Annotated in this window: 22 protein-coding genes; 17 read left to right on the top strand and 5 right to left on the bottom strand. The window is 59.2% G+C overall.

All coding sequences use genetic code 11. From position 1 onward, the window contains the following. Window positions 1-34 precede the first annotated feature (34 nt). Entirely contained in the window at window positions 35-442 is a 408-nt protein-coding gene (locus tag PVA19_RS00440) for a GFA family protein (RefSeq protein ID WP_274100835.1), read from the top strand. Window positions 443-492: 50 nt separating this feature from the next. On the opposite strand, the gene PVA19_RS00435 is transcribed toward PVA19_RS00440, so the two are convergent. After that, window positions 493-939 carry a DoxX family protein gene (locus PVA19_RS00435; RefSeq protein ID WP_274100834.1) on the bottom strand — a complete coding sequence of 149 codons (447 nt, stop codon included), beginning with the start codon at window positions 937-939 and terminating at the stop codon, window positions 493-495. A gap of 214 nt (window positions 940-1,153) precedes the next feature. Between PVA19_RS00435 and aac(6') the strand changes: the two genes are divergently transcribed. Next, the gene (gene aac(6'), locus PVA19_RS00430) at window positions 1,154-1,606 is read left to right on the top strand and encodes an aminoglycoside 6'-N-acetyltransferase (RefSeq protein ID WP_274100833.1); all 453 of its coding nucleotides are present in this window, start codon (window positions 1,154-1,156) and stop codon (window positions 1,604-1,606) included. A 58-nt stretch (window positions 1,607-1,664) separates the two neighbouring features. On the opposite strand, the gene PVA19_RS00425 is transcribed toward aac(6'), so the two are convergent. From PVA19_RS00425 to groES, 3 genes are all read right to left on the bottom strand, one after another. Next, window positions 1,665-2,024, bottom strand: coding sequence for a nuclear transport factor 2 family protein (locus PVA19_RS00425; protein ID WP_274100832.1), 360 nt, complete (start codon window positions 2,022-2,024; stop codon window positions 1,665-1,667). Between the two features lie 224 nt (window positions 2,025-2,248). Next, window positions 2,249-3,883, bottom strand: a complete 1,635-nt coding sequence (groL, locus tag PVA19_RS00420) for a chaperonin GroEL (RefSeq protein WP_062425990.1) — start codon at window positions 3,881-3,883, stop codon at window positions 2,249-2,251. Window positions 3,884-3,958: 75 nt separating this feature from the next. Continuing rightward, on the bottom strand, window positions 3,959-4,255 hold the full coding sequence (gene groES / locus PVA19_RS00415; protein ID WP_062425989.1) for a co-chaperone GroES: 297 nt from the start codon (window positions 4,253-4,255) through the stop codon (window positions 3,959-3,961). Between the two features lie 169 nt (window positions 4,256-4,424). Here groES and chrA point away from each other — a divergent pair, with 169 nt between their 5' ends. From chrA to PVA19_RS00385, 6 genes are all read left to right on the top strand, one after another. After that, window positions 4,425-5,744, top strand: coding sequence for a chromate efflux transporter (gene chrA, locus PVA19_RS00410; protein WP_274100831.1), 1,320 nt, complete (start codon window positions 4,425-4,427; stop codon window positions 5,742-5,744). Between the two features lie 103 nt (window positions 5,745-5,847). Continuing rightward, entirely contained in the window at window positions 5,848-6,696 is an 849-nt protein-coding gene (locus tag PVA19_RS00405; protein WP_113225484.1) for a TIGR01459 family HAD-type hydrolase, read from the top strand. A gap of 113 nt (window positions 6,697-6,809) precedes the next feature. Continuing rightward, the gene (locus tag PVA19_RS00400; protein WP_274100830.1) at window positions 6,810-7,790 is read left to right on the top strand and encodes a bifunctional riboflavin kinase/FAD synthetase; all 981 of its coding nucleotides are present in this window, start codon (window positions 6,810-6,812) and stop codon (window positions 7,788-7,790) included. A gap of 271 nt (window positions 7,791-8,061) precedes the next feature. Continuing rightward, on the top strand, window positions 8,062-10,965 hold the full coding sequence (ileS, locus tag PVA19_RS00395) for an isoleucine--tRNA ligase (protein WP_112955955.1): 2,904 nt from the start codon (window positions 8,062-8,064) through the stop codon (window positions 10,963-10,965). Window positions 10,966-11,200: 235 nt separating this feature from the next. Further along, window positions 11,201-11,833, top strand: a complete 633-nt coding sequence (locus PVA19_RS00390; RefSeq protein ID WP_062425984.1) for a hypothetical protein — start codon at window positions 11,201-11,203, stop codon at window positions 11,831-11,833. 81 nt (window positions 11,834-11,914) lie between these two features. Further along, window positions 11,915-12,397, top strand: a complete 483-nt coding sequence (locus PVA19_RS00385; protein WP_274100829.1) for a GNAT family N-acetyltransferase — start codon at window positions 11,915-11,917, stop codon at window positions 12,395-12,397. Between the two features lie 12 nt (window positions 12,398-12,409). Here PVA19_RS00385 and PVA19_RS00380 read toward each other — a convergent pair whose 3' ends face one another. After that, complete coding sequence (locus PVA19_RS00380) at window positions 12,410-12,862, bottom strand: nucleoside deaminase (RefSeq protein WP_116493219.1); 453 nt, start codon at window positions 12,860-12,862, stop codon at window positions 12,410-12,412. 72 nt (window positions 12,863-12,934) lie between these two features. On the opposite strand from PVA19_RS00380, the gene PVA19_RS00375 reads away from it, so the two are divergent. From PVA19_RS00375 to lpxK, 9 genes are all read left to right on the top strand, one after another. Continuing rightward, entirely contained in the window at window positions 12,935-14,932 is a 1,998-nt protein-coding gene (locus tag PVA19_RS00375) for a pseudouridine synthase (RefSeq protein WP_274100828.1), read from the top strand. Next, window positions 14,932-15,489 (top strand): 16S rRNA (guanine(966)-N(2))-methyltransferase RsmD, encoded by a 558-nt coding sequence (gene rsmD, locus PVA19_RS00370; RefSeq protein ID WP_062438589.1) that lies wholly within the window; start codon window positions 14,932-14,934, stop codon window positions 15,487-15,489. The genes PVA19_RS00375 and rsmD overlap by 1 nt, the downstream gene beginning before the upstream one ends. A 123-nt stretch (window positions 15,490-15,612) precedes the next feature. Further along, on the top strand, window positions 15,613-16,551 hold the full coding sequence (locus tag PVA19_RS00365) for a patatin-like phospholipase family protein (protein ID WP_082447255.1): 939 nt from the start codon (window positions 15,613-15,615) through the stop codon (window positions 16,549-16,551). 91 nt (window positions 16,552-16,642) lie between these two features. After that, a complete protein-coding gene (locus PVA19_RS00360) occupies window positions 16,643-17,989 on the top strand; it encodes a TldD/PmbA family protein (protein WP_274100827.1) in 1,347 nt (448 codons plus the stop codon). A gap of 90 nt (window positions 17,990-18,079) precedes the next feature. Further along, on the top strand, window positions 18,080-18,886 hold the full coding sequence (locus PVA19_RS00355; protein WP_274101072.1) for a 3'(2'),5'-bisphosphate nucleotidase CysQ: 807 nt from the start codon (window positions 18,080-18,082) through the stop codon (window positions 18,884-18,886). 71 nt (window positions 18,887-18,957) lie between these two features. Beyond that, a complete protein-coding gene (locus PVA19_RS00350; protein WP_062425978.1) occupies window positions 18,958-19,194 on the top strand; it encodes a DUF4170 domain-containing protein in 237 nt (78 codons plus the stop codon). Between the two features lie 208 nt (window positions 19,195-19,402). After that, on the top strand, window positions 19,403-20,719 hold the full coding sequence (waaA, locus tag PVA19_RS00345) for a lipid IV(A) 3-deoxy-D-manno-octulosonic acid transferase (protein ID WP_274100826.1): 1,317 nt from the start codon (window positions 19,403-19,405) through the stop codon (window positions 20,717-20,719). Window positions 20,720-20,741: 22 nt separating this feature from the next. Further along, window positions 20,742-21,464, top strand: coding sequence for an HAD family hydrolase (locus PVA19_RS00340; protein WP_274100825.1), 723 nt, complete (start codon window positions 20,742-20,744; stop codon window positions 21,462-21,464). 123 nt (window positions 21,465-21,587) lie between these two features. Next, entirely contained in the window at window positions 21,588-22,619 is a 1,032-nt protein-coding gene (lpxK, locus tag PVA19_RS00335) for a tetraacyldisaccharide 4'-kinase (RefSeq protein WP_062425975.1), read from the top strand. Window positions 22,620-22,723 lie beyond the last annotated feature (104 nt).

Here is a 22,723-nt window from a genome sequence, read left to right as displayed (position 1 = left end):
TGTCTATGCTGTTCTCCTTATGAAGGAGAATGTCATGCGCATCACAGGCCAGTGCCACTGCGGCAGCGTTCGATATGAAGCGGAAGTCGATCCGGAGCATGTGGTCATCTGCCACTGCACAGATTGCCAGCGTCTGACGGGTTCCCCCTATCGCGTGACCTTGCGAGCGAAGCGCCAGGACATCAGCCTGACCGGCGCTGAGCCGAAGCTCTACAGGAAGAAGGCGGAAAACGGCAATGTCCGTCTGATGCATTTCTGTGGCGACTGCGGCGCGCCGCTGTTCAGCAGCGCCGAACAGGACAACGGCACCTGGGGCATACGGTGGGGCTCGATCAATGAACGAGCCGAGTTGGAACCGCGTGTGCAGATCTGGGCGCGCTCCAAGGCCGCTTGGGTTGACCATCTCGACGGGATCCCCGCTTTTCCCAAGGAACGAACATAAAGAAAAAACCGTCGGATTGCTCCGACGGCTCATTTTATCCGCTTTGAAATTCAGGCGTGGGCAAGCTTCGGCCCGCGCATCGCGTCGACCGAATAGGCACCGGCACCGGAGGCTCCGAGGAGGATATAGGCGCCAGCCAGCGTGATGTTCTTCATCAGCATGATGCCGTTCAGGGTGTTGATCCAGCCGAGAGCCGCATCTGGCCAGCCGGGAACGGCAACGGTGCCGCTGTGGAAGACAAGACCGGTGAAGACGCAGAATGCAGCCAATGCGAAGGCGGCAATCTTGGTCTGGAAGCCAACGAGAACGGCAAGGCCGGTGACGAGCTCAAACAAACCGGCAAGGTAAGCAAGAGCGGTTGCCGCAGGCAAGCCAGCGCCGGTGATCATACCGGCCGTGCCGGCAGGGTCCATCAGCTTGCCGAAGCCGGAATAGACGAAAATGAAGGAAAGAAGGATGCGTGCGACGAGCACGAGAGCGTTCTGACTGCTGGACATTTGATGTCTCCGTTGTGAGCTTTCGTTCAAGCCGTTGCGTGAACTCTGGAGACAGTTCTGACGGATTTTTTAAATTGACGAAAGATAAACGCACGGAGACTCTTCGTCTTCAAAAAGTGAACAATCAGCCGGACGCGTTGTGCCGATCGAGCATGGTGACAGACCTCTGCTTATGCTGGAGACGCTGCGAGACAGATGACAAGGAGGAGAGAGGATGAAAATTGTTAGAGGCACCATCGACAATGTCGACTCATGGACGCGTTTACGCGCTGCACTCTGGCAGGACGGCTCCGTCGAGCAACACCGCGAGGATGTCATCGAGACCTTTTTACAGAGAGCCGACAGGGCCATCGCCTTTCTCAGTGAAAGCGAGGAGGGTGAGATCGTCGGTTTTGCCGAAGGCAGTCTGCGCCACGATTATGTCAACGGCTGCAAGACGTCGCCCGTGGCCTTCCTGGAAGGTATTTATGTTCTACCGTCGCATCGGAAGCAAGGAATCGCGCGGCTGCTTTGTGATGCAGTTGGGGACTGGGGTAAGTCTCAAGGATGCATGGAGTTTGCCTCCGACGCCCCGCTTGAGAATGAGGTGAGCCGAAAGTTTCATGCCGCTCTCGGTTTTGCGGAGACGCAGCGCGTCGTCTTTTTCCGCAAGGATATTGAGGCCTGATGCAGCGAAAGTTAAACGAGAAATAATGGCCCTTTATTGCTGGGCTTTATGGGTAGGACTACAAGATTCTCGGTTTTCCGATCTTGAACCACGCCTTTGCGATCTTGCCGAGAGCGACCTCGTAGATATAGACAACATCGACTTCGCCACGTCCTTCGGGAAAATTGCGCGTCACGGTCTCGTGGTCGATGACCATGTCTTCGAGAATTATGCGCGATAGCAGTTGCCCATGAAGATCTGGTTCTTTGAAGCGCTCGATGTGGCGCTCGCGAATTTCGAGAGCGTTGCGCGCCAAGAGCGTCGAGGGAAAAGCAAAGTACTGACAGTCGTCAGCCCACCACCGCATGAATTCATCGATGTCACGGGCATTATAGGCCTCGAGCTGTTTCTGCACCGGAAGTTCGACGGCACTGTTCAAGGGACACCTGTTCCACATGCTCGCATCGGGGGCGATGTTTTATTCGACGGATTTGTTTAGCGGTAAGCACGTTCCAAGATCAAGCAGGCCTAGAGTGTTGCTGCTGATGGATGGCTCGCGATGCTGGAATGAGCTGAGGGGAATTTGATGGCGACGGCGGAACGACCCAAACAAAAAGGGCGATCCGAAGACCGCCCTTTCGTATTCCAGAGGGAATGGACTGATTAGAAGTCCATGCCGCCCATGCCGCCGCCCGGCATTGCAGGCATTGCGGAGTCCTTCTTCGGCAGCTCGGCAATCATGGCTTCCGTGGTGATCAGCAGCGAAGCAACCGAAGCTGCGTTCTGCAGAGCCGTACGGACAACCTTGACCGGGTCGACGATACCCATGGCAATCATGTCGCCATATTCGCCGGTCTGAGCGTTGTAACCGAAGTTATCGTCATCCTTGTCGAGAAGCTTGCCAACAACGATAGAAGCTTCGTCACCGGCGTTGTCTGCGATCTGGCGAACCAGAGACTGCAGAGCGCGGCGAACGATGTTGATACCAGCTTCCTGGTCATCGTTCACACCCTTGACGGTGATCTTCTGAGCGGAACGAAGCAGAGCGGTACCACCGCCGGCAACGATGCCTTCTTGAACAGCAGCGCGGGTTGCGTTCAGAGCGTCGTCGATACGGTCCTTGCGCTCCTTCACTTCAACTTCCGTTGCACCGCCGACGCGGATGACGGCAACGCCACCAGCAAGCTTGGCAAGGCGTTCCTGCAGCTTTTCGCGGTCGTAATCGGAAGAGGTTTCTTCGATCTGAGCCTTGATCTGGGCAACGCGGCCTTCGATGTCGGTCTTCTGGCCGGAGCCGTCAACGATCGTGGTGTTTTCCTTGGAGATGGAAACCTTCTTGGCCTTGCCGAGCATGTCAAGCGTGACATTTTCGAGCTTGATGCCGAGGTCTTCGGAGATCACGGTACCACCGGTCAGGATCGCGATGTCTTCGAGCATGGCCTTGCGGCGGTCGCCGAAGCCAGGAGCCTTGACGGCAGCGATCTTGAGGCCGCCACGCAGCTTGTTGACGACGAGCGTTGCAAGAGCTTCGCCTTCGACGTCTTCAGCGATAATGACGAGCGGCTTGCCGGTCTGAACAACGGCTTCGAGAACTGGAAGCATGGCCTGAAGGTTGGAGAGCTTCTTCTCGTGAAGGAGAATGTAAGCGTCTTCCAGGTCGGCAATCATCTTCTCAGGGTTGGTCACGAAGTAAGGCGACAGGTAGCCGCGGTCGAACTGCATGCCTTCGACGACTTCGAGTTCGGTCTCAGCGGTCTTGGCTTCTTCGACGGTGATGACGCCTTCGTTGCCAACCTTCTGCATGGCTTCCGCGATGTCGCGGCCAACCTGCGTGTCGCCGTTAGCGGAGATCGTACCGACCTGAGCAACTTCCTCAGAGGTGTTGATCTTCTTTGCCTTCGCTTGCAGGTCCTTGACGACTTCTGAAACAGCGAGGTCGATACCACGCTTCAGGTCCATCGGGTTCATGCCGGCTGCAACAGCCTTCTGGCCTTCGCGAACGATCGCCTGGGCAAGAACGGTTGCAGTCGTGGTGCCGTCACCGGCGATGTCGTTGGTCTTCGAAGCAACTTCGCGGACCATCTGTGCGCCCATGTTCTCGAACTTGTCTTCCAGTTCGATTTCCTTGGCGACGGAAACGCCGTCCTTGGTGATGCGCGGTGCGCCGAAGGACTTGTCGATAACAACGTTACGACCCTTCGGGCCGAGCGTGACCTTCACTGCGTCAGCGAGAATGTCGACGCCCTTGAGCATCTTTTCGCGCGCCGAGCGGCCGAATTTTACTTCTTTGGCTGCCATGTTTCAAAACTCCTGGTTTCGAATGGCCGGAACAGTGTCCGGCTTCAGATTACGGAAATGGGGAAGGCGGCTAAATCAGCCGATGATGCCCATGATGTCGGCTTCCTTCATGATGAGAAGGTCTTCGCCGTCGAGCTTTACTTCCGTGCCGGACCACTTGCCGAACAGGATGCGGTCGCCGACCTTGACGTCGAGAGCGACGATCTTGCCGGACTCATCGCGTGCGCCGGAGCCAACTGCGACGATTTCGCCTTCCTGCGGCTTTTCCTTGGCGGTATCAGGAATGATGATGCCACCCTTGGTCTTAGCTTCAGACTCAACGCGACGAACCACAACGCGGTCGTGCAGCGGGCGGAAATTGGTGCTTGCCATTGTCTATTCCCTCGATCAAATGACATTCGCGGATCGGAAACGACCCGCCTGGATTGATGTTAGCACTCTCATTTGCCGAGTGCTAGCGAGACGGAGATAAGCAGGGTGTCGGGTGCTGTCAAGAACGGCCTGTCGGAAAAATTTCATGTAAAATGGTTACTGCGATTGCATGACAGATTTTTTGCGCTCCGAAACTTCCGCTACCCACCCGACTCTGTCGGAACTCTTTTTTGTCTTCGGCCGTGTCGGCCTGTTGAGCTTCGGCGGTCCAGCGGGCCAGATCGGCATGATGCACCGCGTGCTGGTCGATGAGAAACGCTGGCTTTCCGAAGAGCGATTCCTGCACGCGCTGAATTACTGCATGCTTCTCCCAGGACCGGAGGCCCAGCAACTGGCAACCTATGCCGGATGGCTCCTGCATGGCAGACGCGGCGGCATCATCGCTGGCACGCTCTTCGTTCTGCCGGGCTTCCTCGTCATCGTCGCACTTGCCGCAGCCTACGCGCTCTATCAGGATACGCATTGGCTGCCCGCCCTTCTCTTCGGTCTGAAGGCAGGCGTGCTCGCCATCGTCATCGAAGCCTTGCTGCGCGTGGCAAAACGCGCGCTGAAGAGCCGCTTCCTTATCGGTATCGCGGCCGCAGCCTTCGTTGCTCTGTTCTTTTTCGGCGTTCCCTTTCCGCTCGTTATCCTCGCTGCTGGTATTTCGGGTTTCCTGAAAGCCCGAGGAGGGCGCTCGACAAAGCCTGATGTCGAAAGCAAGGCGCCACCCCTGCTGCGGCAGATCCGAGGGGTTCTCGTCGGCATTCTCATCTGGCAAATGCCGCTTCTGCTGTTCTGGCTTCTGGCCGCGCCGAGCTCGCTCATCGAACTGCAAGAGTTCTTCTCAAGGCTTGCAGTCGTCACCTTTGGTGGCGCCTATGCGGTTCTTGCCTATGTGGCGCAGGTGGCGGTGGAAACGCATCACTGGATGACGGCAAGCGAGATGCTGGACGGTCTGGCGCTTGCAGAGGCGACGCCCGGACCGCTCGTTCTGGTTCTTTCCTATATTGGCTTTCTTGCAGCGTTTCGGCATCCGGGCATGCTCGATCCGATGCTGGCGGGTGTTCTGGGCGCAAGTGTTGCCGCCTGGGCAACATTCGTACCGAGCTTCATCTTCATATTTCTCGGTGCGCCTTACGTGGAAAGGCTGAGAGACAATGCGGCTTTATCCGGCGCCTTGTCCGCCATTACCGGCGCGGTGGTGGGCGTCATTCTCAATCTTTCGGTCTGGTTTGGTCTGCATGTGCTTTTTGGCAAAGTCGAAAGGGTTGAACTTCTGCCTCAGATCAATTTCGGCATGTCCTTGCCCGAATGGCATTCGCTCGACCTTGCATCACTTGCGCTCTTCGTCGTCTCGGCCATCATGCTGTTTCGCCTGAAATTCGGTATGCTGCCGGTGCTCGGCCTGTGTATCGGGGCAGGTTTCATCCGGCTTTGGCTCGGCTGAGGTATTAGTTTCGCACAGGCACCCGCTGTCTTTTTCGCTTGCCATCGCAACCAGCCTTTGCGATGTCACGAGCTCGAAAATGATGGAAAGAGTTGGAAGATTCATGGCCCACCGCATTGCCACCCTTGGCGACATCACCTCCCAATTCGATGTCATCCTCTCCGATGTGTGGGGCGTGCTGCACAATGGCGTGACCGCTTTTCCCGCAGCCGGTGTCGCATTGGCCGAAGCGCGCAAGAACGGCAAGACTGTCGTCCTCATCACCAATTCCCCGCGTCCGGCCATCGGCGTCATTCCGCAGTTGCGTGCGCTTGGCGTGCCCGATGAGGCCTATGACCGCATCGTCACCTCGGGTGACGTGACCCGCGAGTTGATTGCCGAGGGACCGAAGAAGGTCTTCCTGCTGGGTCCCGAGCGCGATATGCCGCTGTTCGATGGTCTCGACGTGACGGTGGTGGGTGAGAGCGATGCGGAAGCCGTTGTCTGCACTGGTTTCTTCGACGACGAAACCGAAACGCCTGAAGATTATACCGAGATGCTAAAGGGTTTTGTCGCCCGCTCCGCGCCGATGATCTGCGCCAACCCTGATCTGGTGGTCGAGCGTGGCGAGCGCATCATCCCCTGCGCAGGCGCCATGGCGGCCTACTTCGAACAGTTGGGCGGCGAAGTGCGCATTGCCGGCAAACCGCATGCGCCGATCTACGAGGCCTGCTTTGCCGCGGCAAAGGAAGTGCGCGGCGAGTTCAGCAAGGACCGTGTTCTGGCAATCGGCGACGGTATGCCGACCGACGTCAAGGGCGCCATCTCCGCCGGTCTCGATCTCCTCTACATCAGCGGCGGCATTCATGCGGCGGAATACACGTTGAATGGCGAGATCGATGAGGCGCTTCTTAATAGCTATCTGAAAAGCCAGAATGCGGCGCCCGGCTGGTGGATGCCGCGTCTGGCCTAAAGCGAGTCGCGATCTTTCAGATCCGCGCTTTACGCTTTAGGTCCTTGTTTGTCGCATGTCGTTATCGCAAAACCGATGGCCACTTTTGCGCGACACGCTTTAGAAAGTTTCCGATGACCGTGTTCCATCGCAATGAGAAGAAAGAACCGCTTCCGGACGCATTGAAGGGTGGCGTTGTCGCGATCGGTAATTTCGATGGTGTGCATCGCGGCCATCGCGCCGTGCTGGATCAGGCGCTGGAGCTTGCAAGATCGCGCGGCGTTGCAGCCCTTGTCCTGACATTCGAGCCGCATCCGCGCACGGTTTTCCGGCCGGAGACGCCGGTCTTTCGTCTGACGCCGGCGCCGCTGAAAGCCCGCCTTCTGGAGGCGGAGGGCTTTCAATCCGTCATCGAATATCCCTTCGACAAGACATTCTCGCAGCGTTCGGCAGAAGACTTCGTCAAGTCCATTCTGGTCGACTGGCTGGGTGCTGGTGGCGTCGTCACCGGCGTCGATTTCCATTTCGGCAAGGGCCGCGAGGGTGGTCCGGCCTTTCTGATGCAGGCCGGCAAGCGCCATGGCTTCGATGTGACGCTGGTAGATTCGTTTCGTGATGAGGGCTCGGACGTGATTTCATCAAGCCGTATTCGGGACTGTCTGGCCAAGGGCGATGTGGTCGGTGCCGCTGGTCTGCTTGGCTATCGCTTCACGGTGGAAGCAGAAGTTATTCGCGGGCAGCAGCTTGGCCGCACACTCGGTTACCCGACAGCCAACATGGCGCTGCCACCCGAAACGGAGTTGAAGCCTGGAATCTATGCGGTGCGCTTCAGACCGGCCGACGGAACGCTGCATGACGGTGTGGCAAGCTTCGGCTATCGCCCAACGGTAACAGAGAATGGCGCAGCCCTTCTTGAAACCTTCGTCTTCGATTTCAGCGGCGATCTTTACGGCCAGGTCTGCTCGGTTTCCTTCTTCGGCCACCTGCGCGATGAGCTGAAATTTGATGGGCTGGAGGCGCTCGTCGTTCAGATGAAGAAGGACGAGGAGGAGGCAAGAGCGCTTCTTTCAGGTGTCACGCCGCTCAGCGAAGTGGATGCCAAGATCGCTTTTTGACGAAGCGGGCCACTCCTGCGATCAATTCCCTTTTCAAACAGGCTGAAACGTCCTAAACAACCGGCCATGATCCAATATCGGTCGACGTTCATATCCCGAATTATTGGCCCGGCCTTCCGCCCGCTCTGAGAGCCGGAAGGTCCGGGATTTTGGCGCTTGTCTCAAGCATGTCGTCCGGACATGCGTCAGACAATCCAGGCGCCTTCGCTAAGCCCTCTTTTTTTGATGAGACGGCGCGAGCCTCATTCGGCGCCGCGATAATGGTACGATCATGAACGACACCGCAGAAAAAATCGATTACTCCGCAACGCTTTACCTGCCGCAGACGGACTTCCCGATGCGCGCCGGTCTGCCGCAAAAAGAGCCGGAGCTAGTCAAGCGCTGGCAGCAAATGGACCTCTACAAGAAGCTGCGCGCCTCCGCCGCCGGCCGCGAGAAGTTCGTGCTGCATGATGGCCCTCCTTACGCAAACGGCAACATCCACATCGGCCACGCGCTGAACAAGATCCTGAAGGACGTCATCACCCGTTCCTTCCAGATGCGTGGTTACGACTCCAACTATGTCCCCGGTTGGGATTGCCACGGCCTGCCGATCGAATGGAAGATCGAGGAAGCCTACCGCGCCAAGGGCAAGAACAAGGACGAGGTTCCGATCAACGAATTCCGCAAGGAATGCCGTGACTTTGCCGCTGGCTGGATCAAGGTTCAGTCGGAAGAGTTCAAGCGTCTCGGTATCGAAGGCGATTTCGACAATCCCTACACGACGATGAACTTCCACGCCGAAGCGCGCATCGCCGGCGAGCTGTTGAAGATCGCCAAGAGCGGCCAGCTCTATCGCGGGTCCAAGCCTGTCATGTGGTCGGTCGTCGAGCGCACGGCGCTGGCGGAAGCGGAAGTCGAGTATCACGATGTCGAAAGCGACACGATCTGGGTGAAATTCCCGGTCGTCGAGGGTTCGGCTGAGCTTGAAGGCGCCTCGATCGTCATTTGGACCACGACGCCATGGACGATCCCGGGCAACCGCGCGATCTCCTTCTCGTCGCGCATCCAGTATGGCCTTTACGAAGTCACGGCTGCTGCCAACGATTTTGGCCCGCAGCCGGGCGAGAAGCTCGTCTTTGCCGACAAGCTGGCAGCCGAATGCTTTGCCAAGGCGAAGCTGGAATTCAAGCGCGTCCGGGATGTTTCTTCCGACGAGCTAGGCAATCTTGTCAGCGCCCATCCGCTTGCTGGTCTCGGCTACGATTTCAAGGTGCCGCTGCTCGATGGCGATCACGTCACCGACGATGCCGGTACGGGCTTCGTGCACACCGCTCCCGGTCACGGTCGCGAGGACTTTGACGCCTGGATGGCGCAGGCGCGCCAGCTGGAAGCGCGCGGCATCTCGGCAAAGATCCCCTTCACCGTCGGTGATGATGGCTTCTACACGGAAGATGCCCCCGGCTTCGGCCCCTCGGCAGAGGGCGGCGCTGCCCGTGTCATGGACGATAACGGCAAGAAGGGCGATGCCAATGAGCGCGTCATCAAGGCGCTGATCGCGGCCAACAACCTGTTTGCCCGTGGACGCCTGAAGCACAGCTATCCGCATAGCTGGCGCTCCAAGAAGCCGGTCATCTTCCGCAACACGCCGCAATGGTTCGTCTATATGGACAAGGAACTGGGCGATGGCACCACGCTGCGCTCGAGAGCCCTGTCTGCAATCGACGACACGCGTTTTGTTCCAGCCGGTGGCCAGAACCGCCTGCGCGCCATGATCGAAAACCGCCCGGACTGGGTCCTGTCGCGTCAGCGCGCCTGGGGCGTTCCGATCGCCGTCTTTGCCGATGACAAGGGCGAGGTGCTTTTGGACGAAGCCGTCAACGCCCGCATCCTCGATGCTTTTGAAGCTGAAGGTGCCGATGCCTGGTTCGCCGAAGGCGCCAAGGAGCGGTTCCTGGGCAACGACCATGACCACGCCAAGTGGCACCAGGTCATGGACATTCTCGATGTCTGGTTCGACTCGGGCTCCACCCATACCTTCACGCTGGAAGACCGCCCGGACCTGAAGTGGCCGGCGGACGTCTATCTCGAAGGCTCAGACCAGCATCGCGGCTGGTTCCATTCGTCGCTGCTGGAAAGCTGCGCGACGCGTGGCCGCGCGCCCTACAACGCCGTCGTCACCCATGGCTTCACCATGGATGAGAAGGGCGAGAAGATGTCGAAGTCCAAGGGCAACGTCGTTGCGCCCCAGGATGTGATGAAGGATGCGGGCGCCGATATCTTGCGCCTTTGGGTCATGACCACCGATTACTGGGACGATCAGCGTCTCGGTAAGGCGATCATCCAGACCAATGTCGATGCCTATCGCAAACTGCGCAACACCATCCGCTGGATGCTCGGCACGCTCGCCCACGACAAGGGCGAGGAGATCGCCTATGCCGATCTGCCGGAACTGGAAAAGCTCGTTCTGCACCGCTTGAGCGAGCTCGATAAGGTAGTACGCGAAGGCTACGACAGTTTCGAGTTCAAGAAGATCGCCCGTGCGCTGGTGGATTTCTCCAACGTCGAGCTCTCGGCCTTCTACTTCGATATCCGCAAGGATGCGCTCTACTGCGATGCGCCGTCTTCATTGAAGCGCCGCTCGGCGCTCTACGTGATCGCCAAGCTTTTCGATTGCCTCGTGACATGGCTGGCACCGATGCTGCCATTTACCACCGAGGAAGCCTGGCTTTCGCGCCATCCGGGCGCCGAGTCTGTTCATCTTGAACAGTTCCCGACCATCCCGGCAGAATGGCACAGCCCGGCAGTCGATACCAAGTGGGAGAAGATCCGCAAGGTTCGCACGGTGGTCACCGGCGCGCTGGAAGTCGAGCGACGGGAAAAGCGCATTGGTTCCTCGCTGGAAGCGGCACCGGTGGTCCATATTGCCGATCCGGAGCTGATGGCGGCACTTGAAGGCCAGGACTTCGCAGAGATCTGCATCACCTCGGCAATCTCCGTGGTTGCGGGCGAAGGTCCGGCGGATGCATTCCGTCTCGGTGAGGTGCAGAAGGTCGCGGTTGAGCAGAAGCTGGCGGAAGGGCAGAAATGCGCTCGCTCCTGGCGGATCACGACCGATGTTGGCTCCGACCCGCAATACCCGGACGTTTCGGCCCGGGACGCGGCAGCGCTGCGCGAACTGGGCGTCGGCGTCTGAAACCTCGTTTGCTCAAGAAAATTGCCGGATGAATTGCGCTTTTGCCCTTCATCCGGTAAACCTGCCTGAAAATGGTCGGAATTGCGCATCAAGGGGTGCATCCGGTCGTCGGGACAGCCGCGCGCGCATAAGAAGATCAGGGTGATTTTCGTCAGGCATATCGCGTGGTTTTAATATGTAGAGCGTCTGTTTTGCGTCATTCGTGCCGCGCGGCGTTCTTGGGCGGAAGGGTTTCATGAGCATGACGCAGAGTTTTCGCATGTATCGCACCGTGGCAGGCATTTCCTTTGCCTGCCTGGCGCTGAGCGCGTGCACCAGCCCGACCTATGGTACGGGCAAGTCTGCAAGCGAACAGCTCCTGGACGATCTTGGTAACGCCACCTCGATCACCGGTGATCAGACCAAGCGGAATGTGAAGTACAATCCGCGCCCGGGTCTTGTCGTACCGGCCCAGGCCCGTGCCGAGCAATTGGCTCAGCCACAACAGAGCCTTGCCAACCGCGAGACCAATCCGCAGTGGCCCGAAACTCCGGAAGAGGCACGTGAGCGTCTTCGTGCGGAAGCCGAGGCCAACAAGGACAACCCGAATTATCGTTCGCCGCTCTTGGCTGGCAATGGCACCAACGGCCAGATGACAGAAACCCAGAAGTGGGAAGCCTTCCGCAAGGCCAAGGCCGATGCGCAGGGAGGTACGGTGGTCAACACCAATACGCGCAAGTATCTGACCGATCCTCCAGTCGAGTACCGCAATGTTTCCCAGGATCAACTGGCCGATCTCGGCGAGCCTGAGCTGAAGAAGGAGAAAGAGCGCAAGAAGAACGCTGCTCTGGCCGGAACCGGCAAAAGCTGGTGGAACCCCTTCCAGTAATCCTCCCAAGGTTCATCTTACAAACGCGACGCTTCTGACGTCGCGTTTTTGTTTTCGGTATCTTTGTCTACGGAGTTTGTCGTGACGCTGCTGATCAGGGACGCGATTGCCGCCGATGCGCCCACCATTTTGCGCTTCATTCGTGAGTTGGCCATCTACGAGAACGCCGAGCACGAGGTGAAGGCCACTGTCGAAAGCATCACGGCCTCCATTTTCGGTGAGGGCTCCGTTACCTCTGCGCTGATCTGCGAGCGCGAGGGTCAGCCGATCGGCTTCGCCGTCTGGTTCCTCAGCTACTCCACATGGCTTTCCCGGAACGGCCTTTATCTGGAAGACCTCTATGTCACGCCCGATGCGCGTGGCTCCGGCGCTGGGAAGGCGCTGTTGAAGCGTTTGGCTGCCATTGCAGTGGAAAAAGGCTGTGGTCGTTTCGAGTGGAGCGTTCTGGATTGGAACGAACCGGCCATTCGCGTCTATCAGGCCATTGGTGCCGAGGCGCAGGACGAATGGGTGCGGTACCGTCTTTCCGGTGACGCGCTCAAGGCTTTTGCCTCAGGCGATTGATGTTCAGCGCCTTCAGTCGCGCTTGTTTTGAAAGAAGGCCCGCAGAATTTCGGCACTCTCCACCTCGGCAAAGCCGGAATAGACCTCCGGTGCATGATGGCAGGTCGACTGGTTGTAGAAGCGAACGCCGCTCTCAACGCCGCCGCCCTTCGGGTCGTTCGCGCCATAATAGAGACGGCGGATGCGGGCAAACGAGATTGCCGCTGCGCACATAGTGCAGGGCTCCAGCGTGACGTAAAGATCGGCACCGGGCAGCCGCTCCTGGCCAAGCTCTTCGCAGGCCATTCGCATCACGGCAATTTCGGCATGGGCGGTAACGTCGTTCAATTCACGCGTGCGATTGCCGGAACGGGCAAGCACGCGGCCTTCATAAACGAGGACGGCACCGATCGGCACTTCGCCACGCGCACCCGCTGCCTGCGCTTCTTCCAGCGCAATGTCCATGAAATGCATCGTTTCCGCCATGCTTCTTGCAATTTCCTCTTAACCGTCGCCGCGTGACCTGATAGGACACGGCAAACAACAGGCAAACAACAAATGACATTCAAAGACAAGCCGAAGCGCGCCGGTGGCAAGACGTTCGACCGTGACAGGAAGCCGAAATCATCGGCAAAGCCGTCATCTGACGCGTCGGCGGGACGTGACAAGAAGACTTTTAAAGAAAAGCCGGAAGCAGCAGCCGTGGTAGAAACGGTCGCCTCCAAGCCGGAACGCATTTCCAAGATCATGGCGCGCGCAGGTGTAGCCTCGCGCCGCGATGTCGAGCGCATGATCATGGAAGGTCGCGTGTCTTTAAACGGCGTCAAGCTGGATAGCCCAGTCGTCAATGCGACGCTGGATGACAAGATCGAAGTCGATGGCGTTCCGATCCGTGGCGCTGAGCGCACGCGCCTGTGGCTCTATCACAAGCCTGCTGGCCTCGTGACCACCAACTCCGATCCGGAAGGTCGTCCGACCGTCTTCGACAACCTGCCGAAGGAACTGCCGCGCGTTCTCTCAATCGGTCGTCTCGACATCAATACCGAAGGCCTGCTGCTGCTGACCAATGATGGCGGCCTGTCCCGTGTGCTTGAACTGCCGACCACTGGCTGGCTGCGCCGCTACCGCGTGCGCGCCCATGGCGAGGTCGATCAGGCAGCACTCGACAAGCTGAAGGACGGCATTGCGGTGGACGGCGTGCTCTATGGCGCGATCGACGCGACGCTCGACCGCACGCAAGGTCACAACGTCTGGATCAGCATGGGCCTTCGTGAAGGCAAGAACCGCGAAATCAAGAACGTGCTCGGCGCCCTTGGTCTTGAGGTCAACCGCCTGATCCGCGTATCCTATGGACCCTTCCAGCTGGGCGATCTGCCGGAAGGTCATGTCATCGAGGTTCGCGGTCGTATGCTGCGCGACCAGCTTGGACCGCGCCTGATCGAGGCTGCCGGCGCCAATTTCGATGCGCCGATCTATGATCACAAGTCCGAAGAGGACGAGGAAGAGGCGCCCGCCAAGCCGGCCAAAGCCGAGTGGGGCAAGCAGGCTGCCGGCGACCGCAATCCGCGCGACGGCGACGAGCGTTCTTCCGGTCGTTTCGATGGAAAGCGCTCCGATAAGCCTGCTGGCAAGTTCGCACCCAAGGCAGGCGGCAAGCCCGGCGGCAAGTTTGCCGGGAAGGGCAGGGACGAAGCCGAGACCGACGATCGCGGTCCGAAGCGTCCGCCGCTCGGTAGCAACCGCACCGCCAATGTCTGGATGGCGCCTGGCGCCAAGCCGACCCGTGATGGCAAGGCCCGTAAGCTCTCCGCGCGTGCCGAAGCCGAAAGCGCTTTCAAGCAGCCATCGGCACAGGCTGAGGCCCGCCGCGCAGTCGTGCGCCACGCCGATGATGAGGGCGAATGGATTCGTTCCGATTCGAGCAACGAGGCCGGGCGTGATGAAGGTCGCGGTCGTGGCCGTGGTGATCGCTCCTTCGGCGATCGCAAGCCACGTGAAGCGGGCGATCGTCCCGCGCGTGGTTCGTTCGGGGATAAGCCTCGTGGTGAGCGCAAGTTCGGTGATCGTCCCTTCGGTGACCGCAAGCCGCGCGAAGATGGCGAGCGCAGTGAGCGCCCACGCAATGACCGCCCCCGGGGCGAAAGATCCTTCGGCGAAAAGTCCTCCGGCGACAGAACCGAGCGTTCGGATCGGCCAGCCCGTTCGTTCGACGATCGTCCTGCCCGTACTGACCGCTCCTTTGGTGATCGCAAGCCGCGTGAGGACGGCGATCGTCCAGCACGCAGCGAACGTCCCTTTGGCGACAAGCCCCGCGGCGGCAAGCCCTCCGGTGGAAGACCATCGGGCGGCAAGCCTGGCTTCGGCAAGCCGCGCGGCGAACGCTCTGAAGGCGGCAGCGGCCCGAAGGGCTTTGGCGGCAAGGGCGGCAGCAGAGGTTCCGGCGGCAAGGGTCAAGGTGGCAAACCGTCGGGAGGCGGCGGTCGTGGTCCCGGTGGCAAGCCATCGGGCGGTAGACCGTCCGGCCCAAGAGGCGGCTCGCGAGGGAACGGCGCGTAATGCGGATCGTTGGCGGTGAGTTTCGCGGCCGCAGTCTGGCCGCGCCCAAGTCGAATGCCATCAGACCCACGATCGACCGGACGCGGGAAAGCCTGTTCAATATTCTGAGCCATGCTTACCCCGAAAGCCTGGACGGCACCCGCATTCTCGATGTTTTCGCAGGCACCGGTGCCGTTGGTCTGGAAGCGCTCTCGCGCGGCTGTCGTGTTGCCCTTTTTGTGGAAAACGGCGTCGAGGGCAGGGGGCTTTTGTGGGAGAACATCGATGCGCTCGGGCTGCACGGCCGCGCTCGAATCCTGCGCCGCGATGCGACGAAGCTTGGTGGGGTCAACAATATCGAGCCCTTCGACCTTCTCTTCGCCGATCCGCCCTATGGTCAGGCGTTAGGTGAGAAGGCCTTCCAGGCCGCCCATCTCGGCGGTTGGCTCGTACCTGGTGCGCTGGCGATTCTGGAAGAGCAAGGCGATGTGGCCGTGATGGTCGATCCCGTCTTCAAGCCGCTGGAAAGCCGCACCTTCGGCGATACCAAAATGCATTTCTACCGCTACGAGCCCTGAAGCACCTCAGTGGACGCGAGAGGAGACCTCCGCGTCACTGTCCTGTCGTCTTTATGTCATAGAGCCAGTCTCAGTATGACCGTCGCGTCGCTTTGCCCAGATGCATTGCTGAGGCGCGATCGCATGACAGGAAATGAGGCTGTTCTCGTGGCTGCGAAGAAAAAGAAACTCTCCGACAAAAAGCGTAAGCGCAAAGAAACGGCAACGGAAAGAAGCGATCCCACCTTTGCGGTGGCTTTCGGTGGCGGCGGTGCACGTGGCATCTGCCACATCAATGTTATCGAAGCGATGGATGAACTCGGCATTCGCCCAAGCGCCATTGCCGGAGCCTCCATCGGCGGCATCATGGGCGCCGGTATGGCCGCCGGGATGAGCGGCAAGGACATTCGCGATTACACGCTGGCGCTGATGGGCAAAAAGGGCAGCGTCGCCAACAAGCTCTGGAGCCTCGGTCCTGCCTCCATGCGCCATGCCGCCTTCGGCTTTCGTTTGGGCCAGTTCAATCTTGAACTCATTCTCGATGCGCTTTTACCCTCCGCACTGCCGCGCGATTTCGCCGAACTCGGTGTTCCGCTGAAGGTGATCGCAACCGACTACTACGCACAGATGGAAGTCATCTGCCAGGACGGCGATCTGCGCCAGGCGCTTGCGGCCTCCGCCGCCATTCCAGCTCTCTTCATGCCGATCCGCATGAATGACCGCATCATGATCGATGGCGGGATCTTCAATCCCGTTCCCTACGAGCATCTCCTCGACGATGCCGATATCGTTATTGCTGTCGATGTCGTGGGCGGACCGGAGGGGGACGGCACCACCATGCCAAACCGAATCGAAAGCCTTTTCGGCGCCAGCCAGTTGATGATGCAATCGGCCATCGGACTGAAGCTGCGCATGCGCCCGCCGCATATTTTCCTGCGCCCGCCGGTCAACCGTTTTCGTGTGCTGGATTTCCTCAAGGCCCACGAGGTGCTGGCCGAATCGGATGGCATCAAGGACGACCTGAAGCGGCAGATCGACATGCAGATCGAGCTGTTTCACCGGGGGCGTGGCCTGGATATCTGAGCGCTTCTGCTCAAATGCAGGTGAAATGGCGCTTTGACCTTGATGCGGCAAAAGCTCGGCCATAAATGAAGGTCAACGAAAGGCCCGCCTCATGTCCTCAGAAATCGATTCTTCCAAGCTTCTAGACCGTGCAAGCGAACTCGTCACTCTGGCCAAGCGCGCCGGTGCCGATGAGGCGGATGCCGTGATCGTGCGCTCCCGTTCGCAGTCGGTGGGCGTCAGGCTCGGAAAGGTCGAAAGCACAGAATCCTCCGAGAGCGACGATTTTTCCTTGCGCGTCTTCGTCGGAAAGCGGGTTGCGAGCGTTTCGGCCAATCCCGGCTTCGACCTGACGACGCTTGCGGAGCGCGCCGTTGCGATGGCCAAGGTTTCGCCAGAAGATCCCTTTGCGTGTCTTGCCGACAAGGAGCGTCTTGCGACATCCTATGACGACCTTCAATTGTTCGATCCGACGGAGGTCTCCACCGACCAGCTTCGCGATGCGGCGCTGGCAGCAGAAGAGGCAGCACTTGCGGTGAAGGGCGTGTCGAACTCCTCCGGAGCCGGTGCCTCGAGCGGCATGGGTGGCCTTGTGCTTGTCACCTCTCACGGCTTTTCCGGCAGCTATATGGGTAGCCGTTTCGGCCGCTCCGTCAGCGTCATTGCTGGTGAAGGCACGAAGATGGAGCGCGACTACGATTACGACAGCCGTCTTTATTTCGCCGACCTCGATGCACCGGAAGACATCGGACGCCGGGCGGGCGAAAGGGTCGTCAGGCGTGTTAATCCAAGACAGATCGATACCGGCAGCAACATCACGGTTGTGTTCGATCCTCGCATTGCGCGTGGCTTTGTCGGCTCGATTGCGGGCGCGATCAATGGCGCATCGGTAGCGCGTAAAACCAGTTTCCTGCGCGACAAGATGGGCCAGCAGATCCTGAAAAAGGGCCTCTCCATCACGGACGATCCGCAGATCATCCGCGGCCCGTCCTCGCGTCCGTTCGATGGCGAGGGCGTACGGGGTGAAAAGCTGGTGATGATCGAGGATGGTGTCTTGAACCACTGGTTCCTCTCCACCTCTACCGCGCGGGAAATCGGTCTTGAAACCAATGGTCGTGGCGTTCGAGGCGGGACCTCCGTATCGCCCGCATCCACCAACCTGGCCTTGGAACCTGGCGACATCTCGCCGCAAGACCTGATCCGTCAGGTCGGCACGGGTTTTTACGTCACCGAACTGATCGGCCACGGCGCCAATATGATCACCGGTGAATATAGCTGTGGCGCAAGCGGTTTCTGGATCGAGAACGGGGAAACCTCTTTCGCCGTCTCAGAGGTGACGATCGCTTCCAACCTCAAGAACATGTTTATGCGCGTCACGCCCGCTAACGACGTGGACCGCAAATATGGTGTGGCAGCACCCACGCTTGCCATCGAAGGCATGACGATTGCGGGACGCTGACATCGCCATTCGGCGGTTGCTTTCGCGTCTTGCCCATGCGCATGTGAAAGCACAAATGGAAATGTGCGACACGCGCAGAACGACGGTATGATAGTTGAGACTTCTGGAGCCGATTGGCGCTCCGATCTGAATCTTGTTTTGAACGCCTCCCGCGAGGCTGGACAGGAGGCCCTACGGCATTTCCGTAAGGACCCCGAGGTCTGGTGGAAAGATGGCGGTCGCTCGCCGGTGAGTGCCGCCGACTATGCCGCCAATGACATCCTCGAAAGGCTGCTCCGCTCCGCTCGCCCGGATTACGGCTGGCTGTCGGAAGAAACCACCGATGATGACACGCGCCTGTCACGCGATACGCTCTTCGTGGTCGACCCGATCGACGGCACCCGCGCCTTCATCAACGGCAAGGATACGTGGTGTGTCAGTGTCGCTGTGGTTCATAAGGGCAGACCTGTGGTCGCGGCCCTCGTGGCACCGGCGCTGGGTGAGGAATTCACGGCGGTTCAAGATGCGAAAGCTGAAAAAAATGGTGAGGTGCTTCGGATCACCGACGCCGCCAGTGGACCGATCCAGCTTGCCGCTCCCGAGGAAGTGATTGCGCGCCTTCCGTCAGACTTCAAACCATCGGTTCGGCGCATCCCGCACGTACCCTCGCTGGCTTATCGCCTCGCCATGGTAGCCGACGGGCGGATCGATGGGACGCTTGTCCTGCCGAATTCGCATGACTGGGATCTCGCCGCCGCCGATTTGATCCTGCATCAGGCAGGTGGCCAGCTCGTCGATCTTGAGGGCAAGCCGTTGATCTACAATCGCGCGCAGGTCAAACACGGCGCTCTTTGTGCCGCGGCGAACCACATCCTGCCGACCCTGTTGATGCAGCTTGGGCGATCGGCCAGAGGTTGATTTTTACGTCAAAATCCAGCAGATGAAGGCTTCCTTGAACGCCTTTGAGAAGAAAGAAGAGACGACAGGACATGACCGAAGCGAATAACAAGAAACAGCTCCTTCACCTCGTATTTGGCGGCGAACTCGACAATCTCCAGGAAGTGCAGTTTCGCGATCTGAAAGCACTCGATATCGTCGGCATTTTCCCGGACTACGCGACGGCACTCGGCGCCTGGAAGTCAAAGGCACAGCAGACTGTCGATAACGCCCACATGCGCTATTTTATAGTGCATATGCACCGCCTTCTCGACCCCGAGAGCAAATAACGGCTTTCCACCCACTTGTTCTCCACTATAATCCGGCATGCATATTGGTAGTGCATCCCCCAGTCGGGGATGCACAATATATTGGGTATTGAGCGACAATTTTTTGCCGGGACCCAATCATAACAAAAAAGACGCATTTTTATCAGAAGTAGCCGGCCACGTTAATCGGGGGAAAAGCATTGCGCAGAGTGATCGAGGGCAGCATCGTATGAACAGCCGGATCGCACGTTTTGCCCTGTCGGGTTACAGAATGGCGGGAATGGCCGCCTATCCTTTCGCCCGGCCCTACCTGTCCTATCGGGCAGCGAAAGGCAAAGAGGATAAGCAGCGGCGTCTTGAACGGTTCGGCTATTCGAGTGCCGAGCGCCCGCGCGGTCCGCTGGTCTGGTTTCATGCGGCAAGTGTCGGCGAAACCCTGGCGCTGATCCCGCTCATTCGCGAAATCCGCAAGCGTGACATCCACGTGCTATTGACCACCGGCACGGTAACGTCGGCCGATATCAGCCGCACACGGCTTGGCAACGATGTCATCCACCAATATGTGCCGCTCGACATCAAGATCTGCATCAATCGCTTTCTCACCTATTGGGCTCCCGACGCCGCCATCACCGCTGAATCTGAGATTTGGCCGGTCACGATGATGGAACTGGAGCGCCGGCACATTCCGCAAATCCGCGTCAATGCCCGCATTTCCGACCGGTCCTTCGACCGGTGGAAGCGCTATTCCGATTTTGCCGAAGCGCTGTTTAGCAAGCTGGCGCTGGTCGTCGTGCAGTCGGATGTGGATGCGGAACGTTTCAGAGACCTCGGCTCATGGCCGGTGATCACGTCGGGCAATCTCAAGGGCGACACCGATCCGCCGCCCTGCGATCAGGCGCAATTGGACCTCTATAAGCGCCAGATCAGCAACCGAAAGACCTGGGCAGCGATCTCCACCTTCGACGGTGAGGAGAAGGCGGCAGCCACCGTTCATGCCGCGATCAAATCCCGCAATGGTCAGTTGACGATCATCGTTCCGCGCCATCCGGAACGGGCGGATGAGATCGAGGCCATGCTCAAGGGCATGAACCTCAAGGTGGCGCGCAGAAGCCGCAACGATGTGATCACGCCTGAAACCGATATCTTCCTCGGCGACAGCATCGGGGAAATGGGTCTCTACCTCCGTTTGACGGAGCTGGCATTTGTCGGGCGATCGCTGATGGCGGAAGGCGGTCAGAACCCGCTGGAGCCGGCCATGCTTGGCTGTGCGGTTCTGTCCGGCGCCCATGTGCAGAACTTCCGCGAAGCCTATCAGAAACTTCTGCGCTCCGGCGCTGGCCGCATCATCCGCGATGTGGAGATGTTGGCTAAGGCGGTGCACTACCTGTTGGCCAATGATAATGAGCGCTACAAGATGATCGATGCCGGAGGCCGGGTCATCCAGGACATGCGCGGCGCACTGTCGTTGACGCTGAAGGCGCTCGAGCCCTATATCAACCCGCTGACGGTGTCCGCCAAGCTCCAGCCACGCAGCGCGGTGGGCTGACGCCTTGGACCAGAACAATTCGATGAAGTCCGCCGCCGACATTGCCGCCGTTCTCTTCGATAAGGACGGCACCCTGATCGGCTATGACGCCAGTTGGGGTCCGGTCAATCGCGAGCTGGCAGCGATTGCCGCCGAAGGCGACGCAAAGCTTGCGGACCGTCTTCTTCTCGCCTGCGGCATGGACCCGGTCACCGGCCATGTCAAACCGGACAGTTTGCTGGCAGCAGGCAATACCGCGGAAATTGCAGCCGGCCTGATTGCAGCCGGATCGCCTTGCGCCCTGCAGCCTCTGACGGAGCGGCTGGATCGGCTGTTTACCGAGGCGGCGGGCAAGTCCGTTGCCGTGACTGATCTGCAAGCCTTCTTTGGACGGCTGAAGGACAGAGGTTACAAGCTTGGTGTTGCTTCCAGCGACAATGAAGCCTCCATTCGGGAACTGGCAAAACGCTTCGGCTTCGATGTCTATCTCGATTTCGTCGCAGGCTATGACAGCGGCCATGGCGTCAAGCCGCAACCGGGCATGGTGCTGGGCTTCTGCGAGGCGACCGGCCTGAAGCCTGAGCAGGTGGCGGTGGTAGGCGACAATAATCACGATCTGCATATGGGCCGCAATGCGGGGGCGGGGTTGCGCATCGGTGTGCTCACGGGCACCGGATCGCGCGAGAGCCTGGCTGCCGATGGCGATTATTGTTTCGATGATATTACCGGGCTCGAAGCCCTGCTGCCGAACCGCGCTTTCGTCTGATTTCGGACGACTGTGCCGGTATCCTCACCGTGTTGCATGTCTTTGTCACAAAAGGGCTGGACACTTTTGCGCGACATGCTTTAGCTCTTGCTACCATAAAATGTAACTGGGATTCATAGGCCAATGGTTTCGGAAGCGCCGCCCTTCTGGTGGAGAAAAGCTGGCTGGGAAGCCTGGGCTCTCAGCCTCTTTTCCTATCTCTATGGCCGGGTGGCGGGCCATCGCATGAAGACGGCAAAACGAGCCTCGGTTCCTGTTCCGGTCATCTGCATTGGCAACTTCACCGTGGGCGGTGCGGGCAAGACCCCAACGGCGATTGCCATTGCACGCGCAGCACTCGACAAGGGACTGAAGCCCGGCTTCCTCAGCAGAGGTTATGGCGGCACGCTGGACGTAACGACGCTGGTCGATCCGGATCATCATCGCTCTGCTGCCGTGGGGGATGAACCACTCCTGCTTGCGCGCGAGGCGACGACGGTGATTTCGCGCAAACGCGTCGAGGGCGCCGAGCGTTTGGTCAAGGAAGGCGTCGATCTGATCATCATGGATGACGGCTTTCAAAGCGCGAGGTTGACGCTCGATTACGCCTTGCTGGTCATCGATACACGACGGGGAATTGGCAACGGCCATCTCGTGCCGGGTGGTCCGGTGCGGGCACCTTTGGCCGAACAGATGCGCCAGGCCAACGCTATTTTGAAAGTCGGGGATGGAAGTGCCGCGGATGGGATTATCCGAACGGCAGCCCGCGCGGCAAAACCGGTCTTTGTCGCATCGACCGAGCCCCGCCCGCTCCCGGGCTTCGCCGGAAAGCGCGTTCTGGCCTTCGCCGGTATCGCCGATCCCAGCAAGTTCTATCGCACCGTCGAAACCTTGGGAGGCGAGATCGTCATTGAACGGTCGTTTCCCGATCATCATCAGTTCAGCGAGGACGAGCTTGCCGATATGGTGAAGGAGGCGAAGGATCTTGATCTGCTGCCGGTAACGACAGCGAAAGATGCCGTGCGCCTTGCGGGCCTTCCCGGACAAGCAGCAGAGCTTCTTTGGAGCGGCCAGGTGGTCGAGATCGATATGGTCTTCGACGATCCAATGGCAGCGTCGACAATGATCGATGCGGCAGTCGAAAACTGCAGGACGCGGCGTCTTTTGCAGAAATAAAGCGCTTCCCTGTCACGCGCATCAGCGAGTGTAAGGAACAATCGACCGTTGCAACTCTTTTACCTCTCAGTGAAGCACGAGTTGGGCTCTGATCCGAGGAGGAG

Source organism: Agrobacterium sp. CNPSo 3708 (assembly GCF_028674915.1).
GTDB lineage: Bacteria > Pseudomonadota > Alphaproteobacteria > Rhizobiales > Rhizobiaceae > Agrobacterium > Agrobacterium cavarae.
The sequence above is the reverse complement of the archived record's forward strand: the minus strand, read 5'-3'. Positions and strand labels throughout refer to the sequence as shown.

What these genes read in the sequence shown, in the direction of transcription:
- PVA19_RS00360 (WP_274100827.1), top strand. Translation starts at nt 16,643, where the DNA reads ATGTCCTCAGAAATCGATTCTTCCAAGCTTCTAGACCGTGCAAGCGAA.
- groL (WP_062425990.1), bottom strand. Translation starts at nt 3,883, where the DNA reads ATGGCAGCCAAAGAAGTAAAATTCGGCCGCTCGGCGCGCGAAAAGATG.
- rsmD (WP_062438589.1), top strand. Translation starts at nt 14,932, where the DNA reads ATGCGGATCGTTGGCGGTGAGTTTCGCGGCCGCAGTCTGGCCGCGCCC.
- PVA19_RS00400 (WP_274100830.1), top strand. Translation starts at nt 6,810, where the DNA reads ATGACCGTGTTCCATCGCAATGAGAAGAAAGAACCGCTTCCGGACGCA.
- PVA19_RS00380 (WP_116493219.1), bottom strand. Translation starts at nt 12,862, where the DNA reads ATGGCGGAAACGATGCATTTCATGGACATTGCGCTGGAAGAAGCGCAG.
- ileS (WP_112955955.1), top strand. Translation starts at nt 8,062, where the DNA reads ATGAACGACACCGCAGAAAAAATCGATTACTCCGCAACGCTTTACCTG.
- PVA19_RS00405 (WP_113225484.1), top strand. Translation starts at nt 5,848, where the DNA reads ATGGCCCACCGCATTGCCACCCTTGGCGACATCACCTCCCAATTCGAT.
- PVA19_RS00365 (WP_082447255.1), top strand. Translation starts at nt 15,613, where the DNA reads ATGACAGGAAATGAGGCTGTTCTCGTGGCTGCGAAGAAAAAGAAACTC.
- PVA19_RS00435 (WP_274100834.1), bottom strand. Translation starts at nt 939, where the DNA reads ATGTCCAGCAGTCAGAACGCTCTCGTGCTCGTCGCACGCATCCTTCTT.
- PVA19_RS00375 (WP_274100828.1), top strand. Translation starts at nt 12,935, where the DNA reads ATGACATTCAAAGACAAGCCGAAGCGCGCCGGTGGCAAGACGTTCGAC.
- PVA19_RS00440 (WP_274100835.1), top strand. Translation starts at nt 35, where the DNA reads ATGCGCATCACAGGCCAGTGCCACTGCGGCAGCGTTCGATATGAAGCG.
- lpxK (WP_062425975.1), top strand. Translation starts at nt 21,588, where the DNA reads ATGGTTTCGGAAGCGCCGCCCTTCTGGTGGAGAAAAGCTGGCTGGGAA.
- PVA19_RS00340 (WP_274100825.1), top strand. Translation starts at nt 20,742, where the DNA reads ATGAAGTCCGCCGCCGACATTGCCGCCGTTCTCTTCGATAAGGACGGC.
- PVA19_RS00350 (WP_062425978.1), top strand. Translation starts at nt 18,958, where the DNA reads ATGACCGAAGCGAATAACAAGAAACAGCTCCTTCACCTCGTATTTGGC.
- chrA (WP_274100831.1), top strand. Translation starts at nt 4,425, where the DNA reads ATGACAGATTTTTTGCGCTCCGAAACTTCCGCTACCCACCCGACTCTG.
- groES (WP_062425989.1), bottom strand. Translation starts at nt 4,255, where the DNA reads ATGGCAAGCACCAATTTCCGCCCGCTGCACGACCGCGTTGTGGTTCGT.
- waaA (WP_274100826.1), top strand. Translation starts at nt 19,403, where the DNA reads ATGAACAGCCGGATCGCACGTTTTGCCCTGTCGGGTTACAGAATGGCG.
- PVA19_RS00390 (WP_062425984.1), top strand. Translation starts at nt 11,201, where the DNA reads ATGAGCATGACGCAGAGTTTTCGCATGTATCGCACCGTGGCAGGCATT.